16 protein-coding genes are annotated in these 17,616 nt (G+C 72.0%); 5 read left to right on the top strand and 11 right to left on the bottom strand.

Annotated elements, in window-relative coordinates; genetic code table 11:
- Window positions 1-27: 27 nt before the first annotated feature.
- From DSM104329_RS05985 to DSM104329_RS05960, 6 genes are all read right to left on the bottom strand, one after another.
- A complete protein-coding gene (locus DSM104329_RS05985; RefSeq protein WP_259314485.1) occupies window positions 28-1,074 on the bottom strand; it encodes an ABC transporter permease in 1,047 nt (348 codons plus the stop codon).
- Window positions 1,071-3,683, bottom strand: coding sequence for an ATP-binding cassette domain-containing protein (locus DSM104329_RS05980; protein WP_259314484.1), 2,613 nt, complete (start codon window positions 3,681-3,683; stop codon window positions 1,071-1,073). The genes DSM104329_RS05985 and DSM104329_RS05980 overlap by 4 nt, the downstream gene beginning before the upstream one ends.
- Before the next feature lie 44 nt (window positions 3,684-3,727).
- On the bottom strand, window positions 3,728-5,059 hold the full coding sequence (locus tag DSM104329_RS05975; RefSeq protein WP_259314483.1) for a substrate-binding domain-containing protein: 1,332 nt from the start codon (window positions 5,057-5,059) through the stop codon (window positions 3,728-3,730).
- 222 nt (window positions 5,060-5,281) lie between these two features.
- On the bottom strand, window positions 5,282-6,937 hold the full coding sequence (locus DSM104329_RS05970) for an AMP-binding protein (protein WP_259314482.1): 1,656 nt from the start codon (window positions 6,935-6,937) through the stop codon (window positions 5,282-5,284).
- A gap of 10 nt (window positions 6,938-6,947) precedes the next feature.
- Window positions 6,948-8,180 carry an LLM class flavin-dependent oxidoreductase gene (locus DSM104329_RS05965; protein ID WP_259314481.1) on the bottom strand — a complete coding sequence of 411 codons (1,233 nt, stop codon included), beginning with the start codon at window positions 8,178-8,180 and terminating at the stop codon, window positions 6,948-6,950.
- Window positions 8,181-8,244: 64 nt separating this feature from the next.
- Window positions 8,245-9,114 (bottom strand): TIGR03619 family F420-dependent LLM class oxidoreductase, encoded by an 870-nt coding sequence (locus DSM104329_RS05960; protein ID WP_259314480.1) that lies wholly within the window; start codon window positions 9,112-9,114, stop codon window positions 8,245-8,247.
- A gap of 173 nt (window positions 9,115-9,287) precedes the next feature.
- Between DSM104329_RS05960 and DSM104329_RS05955 the strand changes: the two genes are divergently transcribed.
- The 3 genes from DSM104329_RS05955 to DSM104329_RS05945 are packed head-to-tail and all read left to right on the top strand — an operon-like array spanning window position 9,288 to window position 11,984.
- On the top strand, window positions 9,288-10,136 hold the full coding sequence (locus tag DSM104329_RS05955) for an enoyl-CoA hydratase/isomerase family protein (protein ID WP_259314479.1): 849 nt from the start codon (window positions 9,288-9,290) through the stop codon (window positions 10,134-10,136).
- A 17-nt stretch (window positions 10,137-10,153) separates the two neighbouring features.
- Entirely contained in the window at window positions 10,154-10,936 is a 783-nt protein-coding gene (locus tag DSM104329_RS05950) for an enoyl-CoA hydratase-related protein (RefSeq protein ID WP_259314478.1), read from the top strand.
- A 19-nt stretch (window positions 10,937-10,955) separates the two neighbouring features.
- A complete protein-coding gene (locus DSM104329_RS05945; RefSeq protein WP_259314477.1) occupies window positions 10,956-11,984 on the top strand; it encodes an alcohol dehydrogenase catalytic domain-containing protein in 1,029 nt (342 codons plus the stop codon).
- Between the two features lie 49 nt (window positions 11,985-12,033).
- On the opposite strand, the gene DSM104329_RS05940 is transcribed toward DSM104329_RS05945, so the two are convergent.
- The 4 genes from DSM104329_RS05940 to DSM104329_RS05925 all read right to left on the bottom strand — a co-directional run bounded on the left by DSM104329_RS05940 (window position 12,034) and on the right by DSM104329_RS05925 (window position 15,661).
- Window positions 12,034-12,981, bottom strand: coding sequence for a DMT family transporter (locus tag DSM104329_RS05940; RefSeq protein ID WP_259314476.1), 948 nt, complete (start codon window positions 12,979-12,981; stop codon window positions 12,034-12,036).
- A complete protein-coding gene (locus tag DSM104329_RS05935) occupies window positions 12,974-13,180 on the bottom strand; it encodes a hypothetical protein (protein ID WP_259314475.1) in 207 nt (68 codons plus the stop codon). Before DSM104329_RS05935 ends, DSM104329_RS05940 begins: the two co-directional genes overlap by 8 nt.
- Window positions 13,181-13,256: 76 nt before the next feature.
- Entirely contained in the window at window positions 13,257-14,015 is a 759-nt protein-coding gene (locus DSM104329_RS05930; protein ID WP_259314474.1) for an SDR family NAD(P)-dependent oxidoreductase, read from the bottom strand.
- Window positions 14,006-15,661, bottom strand: a complete 1,656-nt coding sequence (locus tag DSM104329_RS05925) for an AMP-binding protein (protein ID WP_259314473.1) — start codon at window positions 15,659-15,661, stop codon at window positions 14,006-14,008. Before DSM104329_RS05925 ends, DSM104329_RS05930 begins: the two co-directional genes overlap by 10 nt.
- Window positions 15,662-15,720: 59 nt before the next feature.
- Here DSM104329_RS05925 and DSM104329_RS05920 point away from each other — a divergent pair, with 59 nt between their 5' ends.
- Entirely contained in the window at window positions 15,721-15,918 is a 198-nt protein-coding gene (locus DSM104329_RS05920) for a hypothetical protein (protein ID WP_259314472.1), read from the top strand.
- An 11-nt stretch (window positions 15,919-15,929) separates the two neighbouring features.
- Complete coding sequence (locus DSM104329_RS05915; protein WP_259314471.1) at window positions 15,930-16,415, top strand: nuclear transport factor 2 family protein; 486 nt, start codon at window positions 15,930-15,932, stop codon at window positions 16,413-16,415.
- Here DSM104329_RS05915 and DSM104329_RS05910 read toward each other — a convergent pair.
- Window positions 16,399-17,607 (bottom strand): cytochrome P450, encoded by a 1,209-nt coding sequence (locus tag DSM104329_RS05910; RefSeq protein WP_259314470.1) that lies wholly within the window; start codon window positions 17,605-17,607, stop codon window positions 16,399-16,401. The two genes, DSM104329_RS05915 and DSM104329_RS05910, sit on opposite strands and share 17 nt — an antisense overlap.
- Between the last annotated feature and the right edge of the window lie 9 nt (window positions 17,608-17,616).

The raw sequence follows: 17,616 nt of genomic DNA, 5'->3' as shown, positions 1-17,616 counted from the left end.
TCGTCCTCCTGGGTGGGTCTCGGGTTGCTACGAGTGGCCAAAGCGCGCGGTCAGGCGCGAGGTGAGCTGGCGGATCCGCCCGCCCGAGCCGGCCGTGACCAGGGCGACCGCGAGGATCAGCACGAGGCCGTTGACGAGCTGGCTGACGCCGGCGGAGTAGCTCTGGGCCTGCAGGTACTGCTGAAGGAGGGCCACGAACACACAACCGGCCATCGTGCACAGCAGGCTTGCCGGGCCGCCGGCGAGAGCGGCGCCGCCGAGGGCGACCGCGATGATCGTCGTCAGCTGGTAGGCGTCGCCGACGGTGAAGTCCGGGGTGGTCAGCAGACCCGCGAGGAAGATGCCCGCGATGCCGTAGAAGATCGCGGCGAGCATGTAGCCACCGACCTCGTAGAACACGACGCGGATGCCGATGATCTCGGCGGCCACGCGGTTCGTCCCGGCCGCGACGTAGCTGCGCCCGACGGTCGTGGAGCGCAGGACGGCGGCGAGGAGCAGGATGATCGCGATGGCGATGATGCCGACGACGCTGAGGAACCCGACGTCGCGGGCGGTCAGGTCGGAGAGGTTCGGCGGCACCTGCCCCGTCGTGGAGAACGTCGTGCCGATCCAGAGGAGCATCACGCCGGTGATCACGCCGTTCATGGCCAGCGTGACGATCATCGCGTTCAGCCGCACGACGGCCACGAGCACCCCGATGATCAGGCCGATGCCGGCGGTGATCGCGATGACCTCGACGACAGCCCCGGCGAGGCGGCCGTTGGCGCCCTCGGTCTGGTGGACGATGATCGCGGCGGCGAACGTGACGACCGCGGGGACCGAGAGGTCGATGCCGCCGGACATGATCACGAGCAGCTGGCCCGCCGACGCGATCGCCAGCACGCCGGCCAGCGCGGTGACGAGCGTGAGCGAGTCGGTGCGGAAGACCTCGGACGCCGTGGCCGCGATCAGGATGATGAGCGCGGCGAGCGCGATCCAGACGACCCGGTAGCGCGGCGCGAAGCGGAACGCGAGGTCGCGGCGCGGGTTGCCGGCGGGGACGGCGGGCGGCGGGACTTGATCGATGGTGCTCATGGTCTCTCCGCGGTGTTGGCGACGCTCTCGGTGGTGCCCGGATCGCCGGTCCGTGGTTGGGCGATCTCGTCGGTCGGCACGATCGCCGCGCGCCCTCGCCAGCGGATGCTCATCCGGCGCGAGTCGCCGGTCAGGCTGTAGGCGATGACGGCGAGGATCGTCAGGACGCCGGTGATCGTCTGGGCCCACGCCACATCCAGGCCGACGAGCGGCGTGACATTGACGAGCAGCGTCAGGAACAGCGCGCCGAGGAACGCGCCCACGAACGAGCCGCGGCCCCCGGTGAGCGCGGCGCCGCCGAGGAAGCAGGCGGTGAACGCGGGCAGCGCGTAGCTGACGGCGATGTTGTTCTGCCCGACGGCGACCTGGACGCCGAGGAACAGGCCGGCCGCGATCGCCACGACCGCGCAGATGACGTAGGCGCCGACCTTGATGTACTCGACGCGGATGCCCGTGCGCCGGGCCGCCTCCTCCGACAGGCCGGTGGCGCGGACCGAGAGCCCGAGCGAGGTCGACCGCAGCCAGACCTCGCAGAGGACCGCGACGACGATGAGCCCGAGGAAGGACCAGGGAATGAAGCCGATGTCGGCGTTCAGGGCGTTCGAGATGCCCTCCCCGATGAGGCCGCCCGGCTCCGGGCGCAGCAGGATGCCGACGCCGCTGATCACGCCGAGCGTGCCGATCGTCGCGATGATCGGGCTCACGCCCAGCCCGCGGATGATGAAGGCGTTGAGCAGGCCGATCCCGACGCCGACGAGCAGGCAGAGGAGGATGCCGGGGATCGACCCGCCCAGTGAGGTGCTCGTCACCCAGAAGGAGGCCAGGACCACGCCGAGGCTCATGCTCGCCCCAATCGAGATGTCGAAGCCCCCGGAGATCAGCGCCGCCTGCTGGCCGAGCGCCACCACGATGAGCGGCAGCGCGATGACGAGCAGGCTGGACAGGTTGCTCGACGAGAGGAACACCGACGTGTAGCTCGCGGCGTAGATGCCGATGCCGAGCATGAGCAGCGCGATGACCACCAGGGGCGTCCAGGTCGAGCCGAGGAGCGCCTGCAGTGAGCGCGTCCTCGCCGACAGGCCCTCGCGCGCCTCGACCGACTCGGCCTCGGTGCGGCGCCCGCCGACGTTGACGAACGACTCGACGATCGTGGACTCGCGGACGTCGTCGCCGGCGAGCTCGCGCACGACGCGACCGCGGGACATGACGTACACGCGATCGCACAGTCCCTCGAGCTCGGCCGCATCCGAGGAGTTGACGACGATGCCCATGCCGTCGTCGGCCTGGCGGCGCACGGCCCGGTAGATGTCCAGGCGGGCCCGGGCGTCGACGCCCTGCGTCGGCTCGTCGATGACCAGCACCTTGGCCGGATCGATGAGCGATCGGGCGACGACCGCCTTCTGCTGGTTGCCGCCGGACAGCTGGGCGGCCGGTTGGTCCGGCGACGCGGCGACGATGCCGAGATCGGCGGAGACGGGGTCGAAGAGCTTGCGCTGGCGCGAGCGCATGATCGTGCCGATCGGGCCGAGCTCGGAGCGCGCGGCGAGCGTGGCGTTGTCCATCACGCTGAGCTCGCGGAAGACCGACTCGGCAGCGCGGTCGCCGCTCTGGAAGACGATGCCGTGGCGCCGGGCACCGGCCGGGGTGCGGGCGTGGATCTGCCGGCCCTCGATGTGGACGTCGCCGTGGCCGCTGCGCAGCCCCACGAGCGTGCGGACCAGCTCGTGCTGGCCGTTGCCCTCCGCGCCGGCGATACCGACGATCTCGCCCGTGCGGACGGTCACGTCGACGGGCCCGAAGCCCGCGCCCCCGAAGCCGTGCGCATCGAGCAGCACCGGCTCGGTCCCCGTCCGCGGCGGCTTGGGCGGGAAGGCCAGGTCGGTGCGGACGCCGACCATCATCGCGACGATGTCGTCGACCTCCCACGCCTCACGCCCGTACGTGCCCTGGATGCGGCCGTCGCGGATGACCGTCAGCTGGTCGGCGAGGCGCTGCACCTCGTCGAGGCGGTGCGTGATGTAGAGGATCGCAGTGCCGTGCTCGAGCGCGCTGGCGACGAGCTTCTCGAGCTTGGCGATGTTCGCGGCGTCGAGCGCCGCGGTGGGCTCGTCGAGCAGCAGGACCTTGGGCCGGTGCATCATCGCGCGCACGACCTCGAGCAGCTGCTTGGAGCCCGGGCTCAGCTCGGCGACGCGCGTGTCCGGGCCGAACGACAGGTCGTAGGGCTCGAGCAGCTTGCCGACCTGGCGCAGCTTCGTGCGCAGGCCGAGCGGCTTGACGCCGTGGTGCGACAGCCAGAGGTTCTCCGCCACCGTCAGGCTCGGGACGAGCGAGGTGTCCTGGTAGGCGGTGAGCAGCCCCAGCTTGCGCGCCGCGAGTGGCGTCGGAGTCTGCAGCTCCTGGCCGTCGATGAAGACCGAGCCCGAGTCGGCGCGAAGGGCGCCGCAGGCCACCTTGATCAAGGTGGACTTGCCGGCGCCGTTCTCGCCGACGAGGGCGTGGACCTCCCCCGCCCGGCAGACGAGGGAGGCATCGGTGAGCGCCCGCACGCCAGGGAATGACCTGGAGACCGACTGCAGCTCCAGGGCGTTCTCGTTGTGGACGCTCACCGTGCCTGTTCCTCGCTTCTTGGGTGTGTCTCGCTACCCGTCGCTCAGTGCGAGAACGAGTACTGGAGGATGTCCTTCGGCAGGCCAGACCCGAAGTTCGCCCCCGCGGGGAAGTCCGGGCTGTAGTACTTCACGACATCCTGGACCGGCACGACGGGCTGCGGCAGCTTGATCCGCTTCTCCACGTCGATGCCGTTCTTCGTCGCGACCGCCGCGTGCAGGCTCGGCACCGCGAACGTGATCTCGCTCGCCGCGATGTAGGACTTGAAGTCCTTGCCCTTCTTCTTCGCGTCCAGCCAGGCGCCGACCGAGCCCATCGTCTGCGAGCCGCCCACCATCGTCGGCGGGGTCTTGCCGAGTTGGAGGAACTTGCGAATGAACGCCTCCGGCGCGTAGTCGTAGATGATCGCGTCGGGCAGCCCCTTGGCGGCCAGCGCGGCCGCGGCCTGCTGCTCGCCCTGCGGCGTCCAGTTGGTCGTGCCGTTGGTGGTGATCGTGCCGCCGCCGTCCTTGATGGCCTGCTTCGCACACTCCTGCCACTGCGGCGCGTAGGTGTTACCCGGCGTGCCGGTGTACATGGCGATGTTCTTGCCGGACTTCAGTGCGATCTCGCCCATCGTCTTGCCGTACGCGCACAGGTCGGTCAGCGTGTCGCCCGCGAGGTCGGTGCCGTCGTACTTCGCCGACGGGATCGTCTGCGTGGAGCTCCACACCGGGATGCCCTTGGCGGCCGCCTGCTTGACGACCGGCAGCATCACGTCGCCGAGGTCGAACGCGCCGACGATCACGTCAGCGCCCTGGCTGATGTGGCTGCGGAAGTTCGACAGCGCCGCCGGCACCTTGAAGCTCGCCTGCGTGAAGTTGACCGACTTCACCGTTGGCTCGCGCAGCGCCTGCAGCAGGTACACGGCGCGGACCGACTTGTAGTACGGGTTGTCGGTGTCCTCGGACTCCGCGACGGCCAGCTTGGCCTCGGGGTTCGTCTTGCCCAGGTCGCACACGCCGCTCGTCGTCAGGCAGCGCTCGATCACCTTCTTCTCCTCGGAGGTGATCGGCTTGGCGTACATCTTGTAGGCCTCTTGGGCGATCGGCGGGAGGTCGTTGACCGTCACACCGCCGCCGAAGGCCTCGTCCATGAGCGACTGGACCTCGGACTCGCTGGCCAGCTGCGAGGCATCGACGCCGACGGTGCCCGCAGCGGCGGTGTCGCCCGACGTGGTGCTCGCCGTGGTGTCGGCCGCGGTCGTGTCGGCCGCCGCCGTGCTCGCGGCGGCGGTGGTGCCGGCGCTCGTCGACCCGCCGTCGCCGCTGCTTCCGCAGGCCGTGCCGACCAGCGCCAGCGCACCGAGCACGGCCGCGACCGAAAGCGCGCGCACGGGCGCACTCCAGAGACGCCCTCCGCCGGCGCCTGAACCCTCGAACCTCATCTGGACACTCCTCCTTATGGGTAAAACGACGACGAGCTGCCACGGCCCGGTGGGCCGACCTTCTGTGGTCCGTCCCCCCTCACTCCGACGGGTGTCGGGCAAGGCCCGAGGAGCAGCTCAACCCGCAATTGGGGACCCTCTTCTCCTGGATTTTGAGTGTACGGATTTCCGTCACTGTCGCGCGCCAGTTCTCCGGGTCTCCTCCTCGCCGAGCTGGCGGAGGACCAAGTGCTTCTGCAGCTTTCCCGAGGGCGTCCTGGGCAGCTCGTTCACGGCCTGAACCCTGGCGGGGAGCTTCTGGCTCGCCAACCCCAGCCCGCGAAGAAACCGAAGAATGGCGGGTAGGTCGAGCACGTCGCCGGGGCGCAGCACGACGGCGGCGCCGACGGTCTCGCCGAGACGCTCGTCGGGCACGGGCACGACGGCCGCCTCGCGGATGCTGTCGTGGCGCTCGAGCAGCTCCTCGATCTCCCGCGCGCTGAGCTTCTCGCCGCCGCGGTTGACGATGTCCTTGAGCCGCCCGGTCACCCGGACGCACCCGTCGCGATCGACGAGCCCGACGTCGCCCGTGTAGACCCACCCGTCGTCGTCCATCGCGCCGGCGTTGAGCGCCGCGTCGACGTAGCCCTCCATCCGCTCGGGCCCGCGGATCCGCAGCTCGCCCTCAGCGCCCCGGGGCAACGGCGCGCGCTCGTCGTCGACCGCCTCGACCTCGATGCCCTCGCCCGGGCGCCCGTCGGTCTCCGCGCGCTGGCGCAGCGGGTCGATGGTCCGCGAGAAGGTCGCGCTGGGCAGCTCGGTGAGCCCCCACGAGCGGTGCGCGACGATGCCCGCGCGCTGCGCCTCCTCGATGAGCGCAGGCGACACGGGTGCGCCGCCGCAGCAGAACTGGCGCAGCTGCGGACGACCCGGTCCGCGGGCCGCGTACGCGTCCAGGACGCCGCGCAGGAACGGGGTGGCCCCCGCCATGTACGTCCCGCCCTCGCGCTCGATGAGCTCGACGCACGCCTCGGGGTCCCAGCGATCGGTGAGCAGGACCCGGGCCCCCGCCAGGCAGGGCACGAGCAACCCCTGCAGGATGCCCGTGATGTGCGGCAGCGGCGACGCCATGACCATCGTCTCGCGATAGGTCAGACCCCATTCGCGCTGCATCGAGAACGCCTCGTGCACGAGCGCGCAACCGCTGTGCACGACGCCCTTCGGCTGCGCGGTCGTGCCCGACGTGTAGAGCACGAGACACGGCGCGTGCGCGGGCGCGGGCGCGAGATCCTCGGGCAGCGCGGGCGGCGGGCGCTCGGGATCGGGCTGCGGCAACGGGGCCCAGCGGCCGCCGCCGGCGGGCGCGCCGAGCGCGAGGCGCAGGCGGGGCTCGTGACCGGCAGCGGCGAGCGCGAGATCCATCTCCTCACACCCCGCGCGACCGCGGACGTCCGTGGCCGAGATGACCGCCGCGGGCCGCAGCTGACCGGCGATGAACGCGAGCTCGTGCTCGCGGTAGATCGGCACGACCGGGTTGCTGATGGCGCCGATTCGCCAGATCGCGATGGCGGTGGCGATCGCCTCCACGCCGTTGGGCAGCGACCACGTGACGACGTCGCCGGCGCCGGCGCCGCCGTTCGCCAGGGCCCACGAGATCATGTCCGCCCGGTCACGCAGCTGCCCGAGGGTGTGGCGGCCGTCCGCCGTGATGATCGCCGCGTCGTCGGGGCGCCGGCGGGCCGCGTGCTCGAGCACCCACCCCGGCCGCTGCTCCGTGCGCAGCCCCTGCGCCGTCCAGCGCCGCACCAGGTGCTCCGGCAGCGGCGGGGCGGTCGCCGTCAGCGCCACGGCACCGCGCTCATCGGAAGTCCGGCCAGACCTTCGTCGCGAAGAGCTCGAGCTGGCGCATCTGCGCCTCGCGCGGCATCGTCCCCTGGGCGAAGAACGTCCAGACGAGCCAGTCGAGCTCCCCGTCGCCGTGGCAGCGGTGCAGCGCGCCGAGCTGCTCGCGCACGTCGTCGGGGGTGCCGACGAGCGCGTGACCGACGTCGATCATGCGCTGCGTGCACTCGGCTTCGTCCTCGAAGCGGATCATCCCCGGCGGGTCCGAGGGGATCCGGAACGCCTCGGTGGCGCCGCCGAACAGCTCGAAGTAGTTGTGCCACTCGTAGCCGGCGGTCCTGACCGCGATCTCGAACGCCTCGTCGTAGGTATCGCCCAGGGCGATGCAGCGGACGGCGCCGACGTTCTCGCCGATGCCGAACTCCCGCCCCGACTCGGCGGCGACGTCGCGGTAGGTCCGGCAGGCCTCGGCGAACGGATCGGCACGGCCCTCCGTGATGATCGGGACGAACCCGCGCCGCGCCGCGTTCTCCAGTGTGGCCGGCGAGCCGTTGTACGGCAGGAAGACCTGGGGATGCGGGTCCTGGAACGGCCGCGGGATCGCGCCGATCTTGCGGATGACGCCCTCGTCGTCGATCTCGCCGTCCGCGCCGAAGCGGCGCGTCCAGTCCGGCGCCGCCCAGCCGGTGATGCCCTCCCGCGGATAGGGCACCTGGTAGTGCTCGCCCTCATAGTCGAAGGCGTCGCTCGTCCACGCCTTCAGCAGGACCTCGAGGTGCTCGTTGAAGATCGCGCGGTTCTGGCGGTCGGACTCCTCGCTGGCCCACGACGTGACGTTGCCGCGCTGGCTGAGCACCTGCAGCCAGCGCTTCTGGTAGCCGCGGGCGAAGCAGATGCCGACGCGCCCCGGGTACATCTGGTCGAACAGCGCGACGTCCTCGGCGGTGCGGATCGGGTCGGCGGCCGTGAGCACGATGGACGTCGGGATGAACATCAGGTTCTTCGTGAGCGCCGCGAGGTGGGCGAACATCAGCAGTGGGTTGGGGTTCGCCTCCCCGCCCTCGGTGTGGAAGTGGTGCTCGGTGGTGGCGAACGCCGTGTAGCCGAGGTCGTCGCACGCACGCACGATGGTCCGCAGCTCGTCGAGCATCACCTGGTAGCGCTCGGTGCTGCGCCCGATGGGCCGCAGCGCCTCGCGCTCCTCGTTGGTCGCGGGCACGGTCGGCATGGCGAAGAGGGTGACCTTCACGGCGGTCCTTTCAGACGGTCCGGGGACGGGTGGACGATGGCGCCCGGCGAGGGTTTCGTGGGGCTCACAGCCGGCTGACCACCCGATCGGCGTAGTCCTCCATGCCTTGCATGACCTGCTCGAGCGTCGGCTCGGGCGCCTTCGTGGGCTCGCCGACCGGCGTCCACGGGTGCGTCCACAGCGCCGTCACGCCGAGATCCTCGAAGCGCCGGCACTCTTCGAGCGTCGGTGAGTGGTCCAGCGAGATGAAGATCTGGAAGTCCGCGCCGTCGGTGCCGGCCTCGCGGCGGTAGGCGTGCATGCGCTCGACCTGTTCGGCCGCCTCGTCCGCCGCATACCAGCGCGAGCCGAGCCAGCCGTCGAGCAGCACGGAGCGGCGCATCGCGACCTCCGAGTCGCCGCCGCCGAGGATCGGGATCGGCCGGTCGGGGGCGGGCATGACGCGAAACGGCTCGTAGTCGTAGTAGCGGCCGTGGTGTTCGACCCAGTCGCCCGTCCAGATCTCGCGCACGAGATCGACCATCTCGTCGTGGCGTCGGCCGCGCGTGGCGAAGTCCTGGCCCATGTGGTCGAACTCCTCGCGCATCCAGCCGACGGCCATCCCGAAGTCCACGCGGTAGCCGGAGAGGATCGCCGCGGTGCCGACCGCCTTCGCGACGGCCACCGGCGGGCGGGCGAGCGCGAGGTAGATGCAGCTGAGGAAGCGCAGCCGCGTCGTGGCCCCGGCGAGCGCGCCGACCGTCACCCAGATGTCGGGCCACGGCGACGTCGAGGGAAACGGCTCCTCCCCGTACGGATACCGCGACATGAGGTCCTTCGGGTAGAGCAGGTGGTCGCTGACGGTGAACCCGTGGTAGCCGAGCTCCTCGGCCCGCCGGGCGACGCCAACCAGCCACGTCGGCTCCAGGAAGACGGAGTGGATGTAGATCTTCACGGCGGCTCCGGCATTCCGGTGCGGTGGGGCGGGACACCCCCGGACGGCAGATAAAGTATCCTGATCTCGCTCAAGCTGTCAACGAGCAGCGCAGCGGGAGGTTGCCTGCAGCCCGGCGTCCGCGGGATCCTCCCGGTCCGCCGGCCATCCGCAGCAACGACCAGGAGACGTCCATGGGCCTCGCCGAGCTTCCCGACTGGCACGACATCGATCTCTCGGGCCCGCTGGACGGCGTGCTCTACGACAAGGCCGACGCGATCGCGCTGATCACGCTCAACCGGCCGGACCGCGGCAACTCGTTCCACGCCGCGATGGGACCGGTGCTGCGCGCGATCTGGGAGGACGTGCGCGCCGACCAGGACGTCCGCGCGGTCGTGGTCACCGGGACGGGCGACCGGCACTTCTGCACCGGCGTCGACGTCGGCGTCGTGTCGGGCTCCGGCGGCGCGGTCGCGCACAACCGCCCCTTCGAGGAGGAGGTCTTCTGGTCGGCGCGCCACAACCGCGTCTGGAAGCCCGTGGTGGCGGCGGTCAACGGCACCGTGGCCGGGGGCGGCCTGCACTTCGTCGTCGACGCCGACATCATCGTCGCCTCGGAGAACGCCCGGTTCATCGACACGCACACGAACATCGGGATGGTCGGCGCGATCGAGAACATCGGGCTCGCGAAGCGGCTGCCGCTCGGCACGGCGCTGCGCATGAGCCTGCAGGGGCCGGACTTCAAGCTGGGCGCCGAGCGGGCCTACCAGCTCGGCCTGGTCGACGAGCTCGTGCCCAAGGGCCAGGCGCTCGAGGCGGCGATGGGGATCGCCCGGTCGATCGCCGCCAACTCGCCGAGCGCCACCACGCTGACGCAGCAGGCGATCTGGGGATCGCTCGACATGAGCTACGAGGCCGCGCTGCGCCACGGGTGGTCGCTCATCCGGCTGCAATGGTCGCACCCGGACTTCCTCGAGGGCCCGCGGGCCTTCGCCGACGGCCGCGCGCCGGAGTGGAACCCGGACCTGGACGCCCACATTTAGGCTACTCTTCTCGCGCCGTGTCGGCCGAGCCTTCCCCACCCGTCCTGGTCGAGCGCGAGGGCCACGTCGCGCTGGCCCGCCTCAACCGGCCCGGCGCGCGCAACGCCCTGTCGCCCGAGCTCATGGAGGAGTTGGCGACGGTCCTGGAGACGCTCGACCGGACCGACGGGGTGCGCGCGATCGTCGTCGCGGGTGACGAGGTCGCCTTCGCCGCGGGCGCCGACATCCCCGCGATGCGCGCGCGGTCCTTCCAGGAGACCCTGACCCATCCGACGGCGCGCTTCTGGCCGCGGATCGCCGCGATCGGCCTACCGTTGGTCGCCGCGGTGTCCGGCTACGCGTTCGGCGGTGGCTGCGAGCTGGCGCTGTCGTGCGACCTCATCGTCGCCTCCGAGACCGCCGTCTTCTCGCAGGCGGAGATCACGCTCGGGATCATCCCCGGCGGCGGCGCCACCCAGCGCCTCGCGCGCGTCGCCGGCAAGCAGCGCGCGATGGAGCTCGTGCTGACCGGCCGGCGCTTCGACGCGGCGGAGGCCCACGCGATGGGCCTGGTCAACCGGGTCGCCGCGCCCGGCGCGTGGCTCGACGAGGCCCTTGACCTCGCGCGCACGATCGCCGAGCGCCCGCCGCTCGCGGTGCGCTTCGCCAAGCGCGCCGTGCTCGGCGCCGACGAGGGGCCGATCGGCATCGGGCTGTCGCTCGAGCGCCGGCTGTACGAGCAGTCCATGGCCACCGAGGACCGCGTCGAGGGCATGACCGCCTTCCTCGAACGCCGCGAGCCGCAGTGGCGCGGGCGATGAACCCCACCAGGAGGACCTGATGCGTGCCGTCACCTTCCACGCCGCGGGCGACGTCCGCGTGGTCGACAAGCCCGAGCCCGAGCTGCGCGATCCCGGCGAGGCGCTGATCCGCATCCGCGCGACCGGCATCTGCGGCAGCGACCTGCACATCTACCACGGGCGCATCGAGATCGAGCCGGGCTTCACCATCGGCCACGAGTACGTCGCCGAGGTCGTGGAGGCGGGCGCCGCCGTGCGCAGCGTCGCCGTGGGCGACCGGGTCGTCGGCGGCTTCCAGACCGCGTGCGGCACCTGCTGGCTCTGCCACCGCGGCCTGTTTCACAAGTGCGACCGCTCGCGCACGTTCGGTCACGGCGCGCTGCTCGGGTCGCTCGACGGCACGCAGGCCGACCTCGCCGTGGTGCCCGACGCGAACCTCACACTGCGCCGCGTCCCCGACGGCCTGTCCGACGACGTCGCGCTGTTCGCCGGCGACGTGATGGCGACCGGCTACCACGCCGCGACCGCGGTCGTGCCCGGCGACAGCGTCGTGGTCCTCGGCCTCGGGCCGGTCGGCTTGTGTGCGGTGCAGGCGGCGCTCGTGGCGGGCGCCGCGCAGGTCATCGCGGTCGACACGGTCGCGTCCCGCCTGGAGACGGCGCGCTCCTTCGGCGCGATCCCCGTGCACCTCACCGAGCAGTCGCCGCGCGACGAGGTCAAGCGGCTGACCGAGCGCCGCGGGGCGCAGCTCGTCGTCGAGGCGGTCGGCAGCCCGCAGGCGCTCGACCTCGCGGTGCGGCTCGCGGCCAAGTGCGGCACCGTGAACCTCATCGGCGTGCACGCCGCGCCCGCGGAGGTCCATCTGGGCCTGGCCTGGATCAAGTCGCTGACGATCGCCGCCGGGCACGCGAACGTGCTCGGCCACATCGACGCGGTCCTCGGCCTGCTGTCCACCGGCCGTCTCGACCCGCGCCCGCTCGTGACCCACCACATGGCGCTCGACCAGGCGGCCGAGGCGTACGCGCTCTACGACCGCCGCGAGGCGCTGAAGATCGTCCTCACGCCGTAGCGCCGCGGCCCCCGATCGCCACGATCGATCCGGCCACAGCCCGCGCTGGTCACCGGCCGGCGGGCGACGGCGGCGGCGCGGCGGCCATCGACTCTCGGCGCCGGACCGCGTCGACGATCGCGACGCTCACCAGGATCAGTGCGATCCCCGCGAACTGAGCGCCGCGGATGCCCTCGTCGAGCAGCATCCACGCGAGCAGGATCCCGACCACCGGCTGCAGGTAGCTCACGAGCGATGCGTGCGCGACCGTGGTCCGGCGCAGCACGAGGTAGTACATGAAGTAGACGTAGCCGAAGCCGATGACGCCGAGGCCGAGGACGTAGAGCAGGTTCACCGCCGTGACGTCCTGCGTCGTCGCCGCCGCCTGGACCACCGCGGGCGGCGTCAGCACGGCCGCCGCCAGCCACACGTGACGGAAGGCCAACCCGAGGCTGCTCTGGCCGCCGGCCTCCTCGCACAGGCGCTTGCCGACCACGAAGCCGCCGGCGAAGCAGACGGTGGCGAGCACGACCGCGATCAGCCCGGCCGCCGTCGCGTCCCCGGGACCGCCCGCGACGATGGCCACGCCGGCCAGACCGACGAGAAGCCCGGCTGCGCCCATGCGCGAGACCGCCTCGTGGGGCGGGGTGAGCCGGGCGAGCACCGCACCGAACAGCGGCACGGTGGCGACCACGATGAGGGTGGTCGTCGCCGAGCTGCGCGACTGCGCCCAGGAGATCAGCGTGTACGCCGCGCAGGTGGTGACCAGCACCAGGACGACCTGCCGGCCGAAGGCACGGCGCGGCAGCGGGGGGCTGCGATCGCCGAGCGCCAGCCGTGCCACGCCGAGGCTGAGCGCGGCGACCCACAACGCCAGGTCCAGCACGACCATGTAGCCCAGCCCGCGCTGGGCGCCGTGGAGGAACACGAACGACGAACCGGTCGCGAGGGCCCAGAGGACGATCAGCCCGAGGAGCGGCCCGTGACCGGATTCCGAGGAGGAACGTGGCTCACCCATCGCAAGACAACCCGACGATTGAGTATACGGATCTGCCATGATGCACCCGAAGGCGGCCCATGGCCGTCCTGCGAGCGAAACGCACCGCCGCCTTCTCGCGGTCGGCGACAGTGACTACGCCGAACTGCACCGGCACTTCACGGAGAAGCAGATCGTGCAGCTCATCACCGTGCAGATCGGCATCGGTCGCTTCGTCCACAGCCTGCAGGCCACCGACGAGGTCTGCCGATCCCGTTGTCGGCCGGCGCCTGACGCGCCGCCCGCCGGAGGCGGACCTAGTCGCGCCCGCCGGCGACGGGGAGGTAGGCGCCGGTGATGTTCGTGTTGGCCGGGCTGCCGAGGAACGCCACGGCCGGAGCGACGTCGTCGGCCACCGAGAGCCGCCCGCTGGGCGTCGCGGCGCGGAACCGGTCGCGGCCCTCGTCGGGGAAGCGCTCCAGGTTCCCCTCGGTCACGGTCAGGCCGGGGGCCACGACGTTGACGAGGATCCCGGACTCGCCGCCCTCCCACTTCAGCGCGGAGGCGAGGCCCTCGAGCGCCGACTTCGCCGTTGCGTAGGCGCTCGTCGCGACCGCCCCGTGGCGCGTCACACCGCTTCCGATCAGCACGATCCGTCCGCCTCGCTCGGACGCCGCCAGCAGCGGCCATGCCGATCGCACCGTCGCGGCCGTGCCCTCGAGGTTCGTGCGCAGCGCGTCCTCCCACACTCCCGCGTCCACGTCGGCGAAGCGACCCACGCCGGCCGGCCACCGCACGGCGTTGGCGACCAGGACGTCGATCGCGCCGAAGCGCTCGGCGACGGTCGCCACGGCCGCGGTGATCGACGCACGCTCGCCGAGGTCCATCTGCACCGCGTAGGACTCCGGCGAGCGTTCATGCAGCGAGGCGGCCGTGACGGCCGCCGCGGCTTCGTCGCGCGCGTACGTGACCGCGACCCGGGCCCCCTCCTCGGCGTAGGTCCGGGCGATCGAGCGGCCGATGCCCTTCGTGCCGCCGGTGACGAGCACCGCCGCGCCGGCCAGCCTCAGGTCCACGTTCCCGCCGCGCTCGCCGAGTCGCGCAGCCGATCCTGGAGCTCGAACTTCTTGACCTTTCCGAACGACGTCATCGGCAGGCTCGCGACGAGGTGCCACTGGTCCGGCGTCTTCTGGCGCGCGAGGCCGCGCTCGGCCAGAAACGCCGCCAGCTCGTCGCCCGTGAGGGCCGCGCCGGGCTCGGCGGCGACGATGAACGCGGCGGGCACCTCGCCGTACCGTTCGTCGGGTGCGGCGACGACCGCCGCTTCGGCCACCGCCGGGTGGGCCACGAGGACGTCCTCGATGTCGCGTGCCGAGAACTTCTCGCCGCCGCGGTTGATGATGTCCTTGATCCGCCCGGTGATCGTCACACAGCCGCGCTCGTCCACGACGCCGAGGTCGCCCGTGTAGAACCACCCCTCCTCGTCGATCTGGGCTCGTGTCTGGGCCTCGTCGAGATAGCCGAGCATGCGCTCCGGCCCCCGCACCCGCAGCTCGCCCTCCACCCCGGGGGCGAGCGGCTCGCGCGTCGCGGGGTCGACCGCCTCGCACTCGGCGCCCGGCGCGATCGGGCCGTCGGTCTCGTAGCGGTCGCGGGCCGAGTCGCCGGCGCTCGGAGCCGTGACCGAGGGCTGCTCGGTGAGGCCGTAGACCCGCATGGCGCCGATCCCGACCGCCTCGGCCTGCTCGATCAGGACCCGCGGCACGGTCGTGCCGCCGCAGACGAACGTGTGCAGCGGCGCGCGCTCGACCCCCGCCGCTCGGAACTCCTCGACGAGCAGCGGGACCATGCCGGTCGGGCCGGCGGCGTACGTCGCGCCGTGCTCGACGACCTCCCGCGCGGCGCGGCGCTGGCCGGTCATCCGCGAGAGCAGCACCGTGCTCCCGGTCAGCGCCGAGATGGTGGTGGCGTACTCGAGGCCGGCGATGTGCGCGAGCGGATACGGGTCGTGGACGCGGTCGCGCCAGGTGATGCCGTAGGCCAGCGCGAGCTGGCGCGACTCGGCCATCAGCGTGCGCGCGCTGTGCACGACGCCCTTCGGCGCCGAGGTCGTTCCCGAGGTGAACAGCACGAGGACCGGCGCGTCCGGATCGCCGGGATGCGGCGCAGCACCGGCCGGGCCCGCGGTCGCCTGCTCCCACGGCGTCCACCCCGCGGCCTCGCCCCCGACGACGACCCGCGCGCGCGGCTGCGCGCCGCAGGCGGCGAGCACGGCGTCGAGCGCCTCGGCACAGCGCTCGTCCCGGTGCTCGGCGACCGCGATGACCGCCTCGGGGGTGACCATGGGCACGATCGCCGTCAGTTCGTGCTCGCGGTAGATGTCGACGACGGGCGCGAGCACACAGCCGAGGTGGAACGCGGCCCAGGAGAGCACGAGCGCCTCGCGGCGGTTCGGCATCTGGCTGAGCACCACGTCGTTCGGCCCGACGCCCGCGGCACGCAGGAAGCCGGCCAACCGCTCGACCTCCGATGCGAGGTCCGCGTACGTGATGACCGCAGCCGGCTCCCCCGAGGTGAGGTCGACCACGGCTTCGTAGGCGGGCCACCGGTCGGCCGCGCGCGCGAGGACGAATGCCGGGAGCGCGTCGTCGGTGTATCCCCCGGCCCGGTGCTCTCGTTGCACGTGGCCCGGCAGCGGCCGCGCCAAGAGCGGCTTCAACATGGTTTGAGTATACTTATCTCTGGTCAAGGGAAGCCGGACGGCGGGACGGAGGCGGGCCGGTGGCCCTGGAGTTCGGGGTGTTCGTGCAGGTCACCATGCTGGACGGACGAGGCGAGGATCCCGCGCTCCAGCACGACGAGATCCTCGGCGACATGGCCGGCCTGCTCGCCGGCGCGGACGCCGACGCGATCGCCGCCGACCCGCGGCTCGCGGCCCAGCCGTACGACTCGGCGCCGCCCGCGGCCGCGACCAACTGAGGAGAACACCCGTGGACCCCATCGACAAGCTCCTCGCCATCGAGGAGATCAAGCAGCTCAAGGCCCAGTACTTCTGGACGATCGACGGCAAGGACTGGGAGGGCGTCGCGCAGCTCTTCACCGATGACGCGGTCTTCGACATGACCGCCGAGATGGCGCTGCACGCCGCGCGGGGCACACCGACACCGCAGCAGACCGTCGTGGTGGGCGGTCCGGCCATCGCCGCGTTCATCGAGGCCGCGGTCCGCGACCCGATCACCGTCCACCACGGTTCGATGCCGGTGATCGACATCGTCGACAGCGATCATGCGACGGGCCGCTGGCTGCTCTTCGACTTCCTCGCCTTCGGCGACCGAGAGGTACGGGCCTACGGCTGGTACGAGGAGGAGTACCGGCGCGTCGACGGTCGCTGGCGCATCAGCCGGCTCGACCTGCGCCGGTACCGGATGGACTTCAGCGAGCCGGGGCCGCCCGGCAGCGTCAGCCTGCCGGCCTGAACCGCAGCGGCATCTCCTCGACGCCGTTGATCGACGCGCCGTGCCCGGGACCGAGGTGCAGCGGGCCGGCGATCTGCGGATCGGCGAGGCGCTGCGTGAGCACCGCCAGGGCCTCCTGCATCGTCGCCCGCGCGAACGCATGGCCCAGGCAGTGGTGCAGGCCGAACCCGAAGCCGATCAGGTAGGCGGGCTCGCCGCGTTCCATCACGAAGCGGTCCGGGTCCTCGAAGCGCTCCGGGTCGCGGCTGGCGGCGAGCATGTTCGGCACGACGTGCTCGCCCACCTCGAGCGAGACGCCGCCGAGCTCGACCCCGGGCTCGCGGACCAGCCGATGCACGAAGTGGATGCACGGGTAGATCCGCATCGCCTCCTCGAGGGCGGCGGGGATCAGCTCGGGGTCGTCGCGCAGCCGGCCCCACACGTCGTTCACCACCAGTGCCCGGACCACCGACGACAGCTGGATGCGGGTGGTGTTGATGCCGGCGAACATCAGGTCGACGATGCCGGCCGTCAGCTCGCCCGGCGACAGCCGCCCCTCCGTCCCCTCGGCGGCGATGAGGATCCCGATGACGTCGTCGCGCGGCGCCGCGCGCCGCTGCGCCACGAGCTGCTCGGTGTAGGCGGTCAGGGCGCGGATGCCCTCCTCGATGCGCGGGACCACCGGCGCGAGCGGGTCGGCGAGGATCAGCTCGACGTCCTGGGTGTGGGGCAGCACCTCGGCCATGTCCTCGGCGGGCAACCCGATGAGCTCGCACAGCACCGTCATCGACAGCCCGTCGGCGAAGTCGGCGACGAACTCGCACTCCCCGCGCTCGGCGAATCCGTCGACGCGCTCGTGGGAGATCTCGCGCATGCGCGGCCGCAGCGCGTCGATGCGCTGGCCGCGGAACGCCTGGCCGAAGATGCGGCGCGAGCGGCGGTGCGGCTCGGGCGCCATGAAGGACTTGACGCCGTCGTCGATGAACTGCGCCACCAGCTCGCCGGCCCCGCGGGCGAGGAACTCGTCGCGGCGCGGCGGGGTGATGCGGTCGTCGCGGAAAACCCCATGGACGAGGTCGTGCGAGAGGAGCTCGAGGCCCCGGCGGCTACGCGCCACGGGACCGTGGGCCCGGACCTCGGCGATGGCGCCCAGGGGGTCGTCGGCGAAGCCCGGCTCGTCGACGTCGAGGAACGGCAGGGAAGAAGAGAGCACTCTTTGCGC

It is taken from the genome of Capillimicrobium parvum, assembly GCF_021172045.1.
GTDB lineage: Bacteria > Actinomycetota > Thermoleophilia > Solirubrobacterales > Solirubrobacteraceae > Capillimicrobium > Capillimicrobium parvum.
The sequence above is the reverse complement of the archived record's forward strand: the minus strand, read 5'-3'. Positions and strand labels throughout refer to the sequence as shown.

Coding starts and splice junctions, on each gene's coding strand:
- DSM104329_RS05945 (WP_259314477.1), top strand. CDS start 10,956: ATGCGTGCCGTCACCTTCCACGCCGCGGGCGACGTCCGCGTGGTCGAC.
- DSM104329_RS05925 (WP_259314473.1), bottom strand. CDS start 15,661: ATGTTGAAGCCGCTCTTGGCGCGGCCGCTGCCGGGCCACGTGCAACGA.
- DSM104329_RS05985 (WP_259314485.1), bottom strand. CDS start 1,074: ATGAGCACCATCGATCAAGTCCCGCCGCCCGCCGTCCCCGCCGGCAAC.
- DSM104329_RS05940 (WP_259314476.1), bottom strand. CDS start 12,981: ATGGGTGAGCCACGTTCCTCCTCGGAATCCGGTCACGGGCCGCTCCTC.
- DSM104329_RS05955 (WP_259314479.1), top strand. CDS start 9,288: ATGGGCCTCGCCGAGCTTCCCGACTGGCACGACATCGATCTCTCGGGC.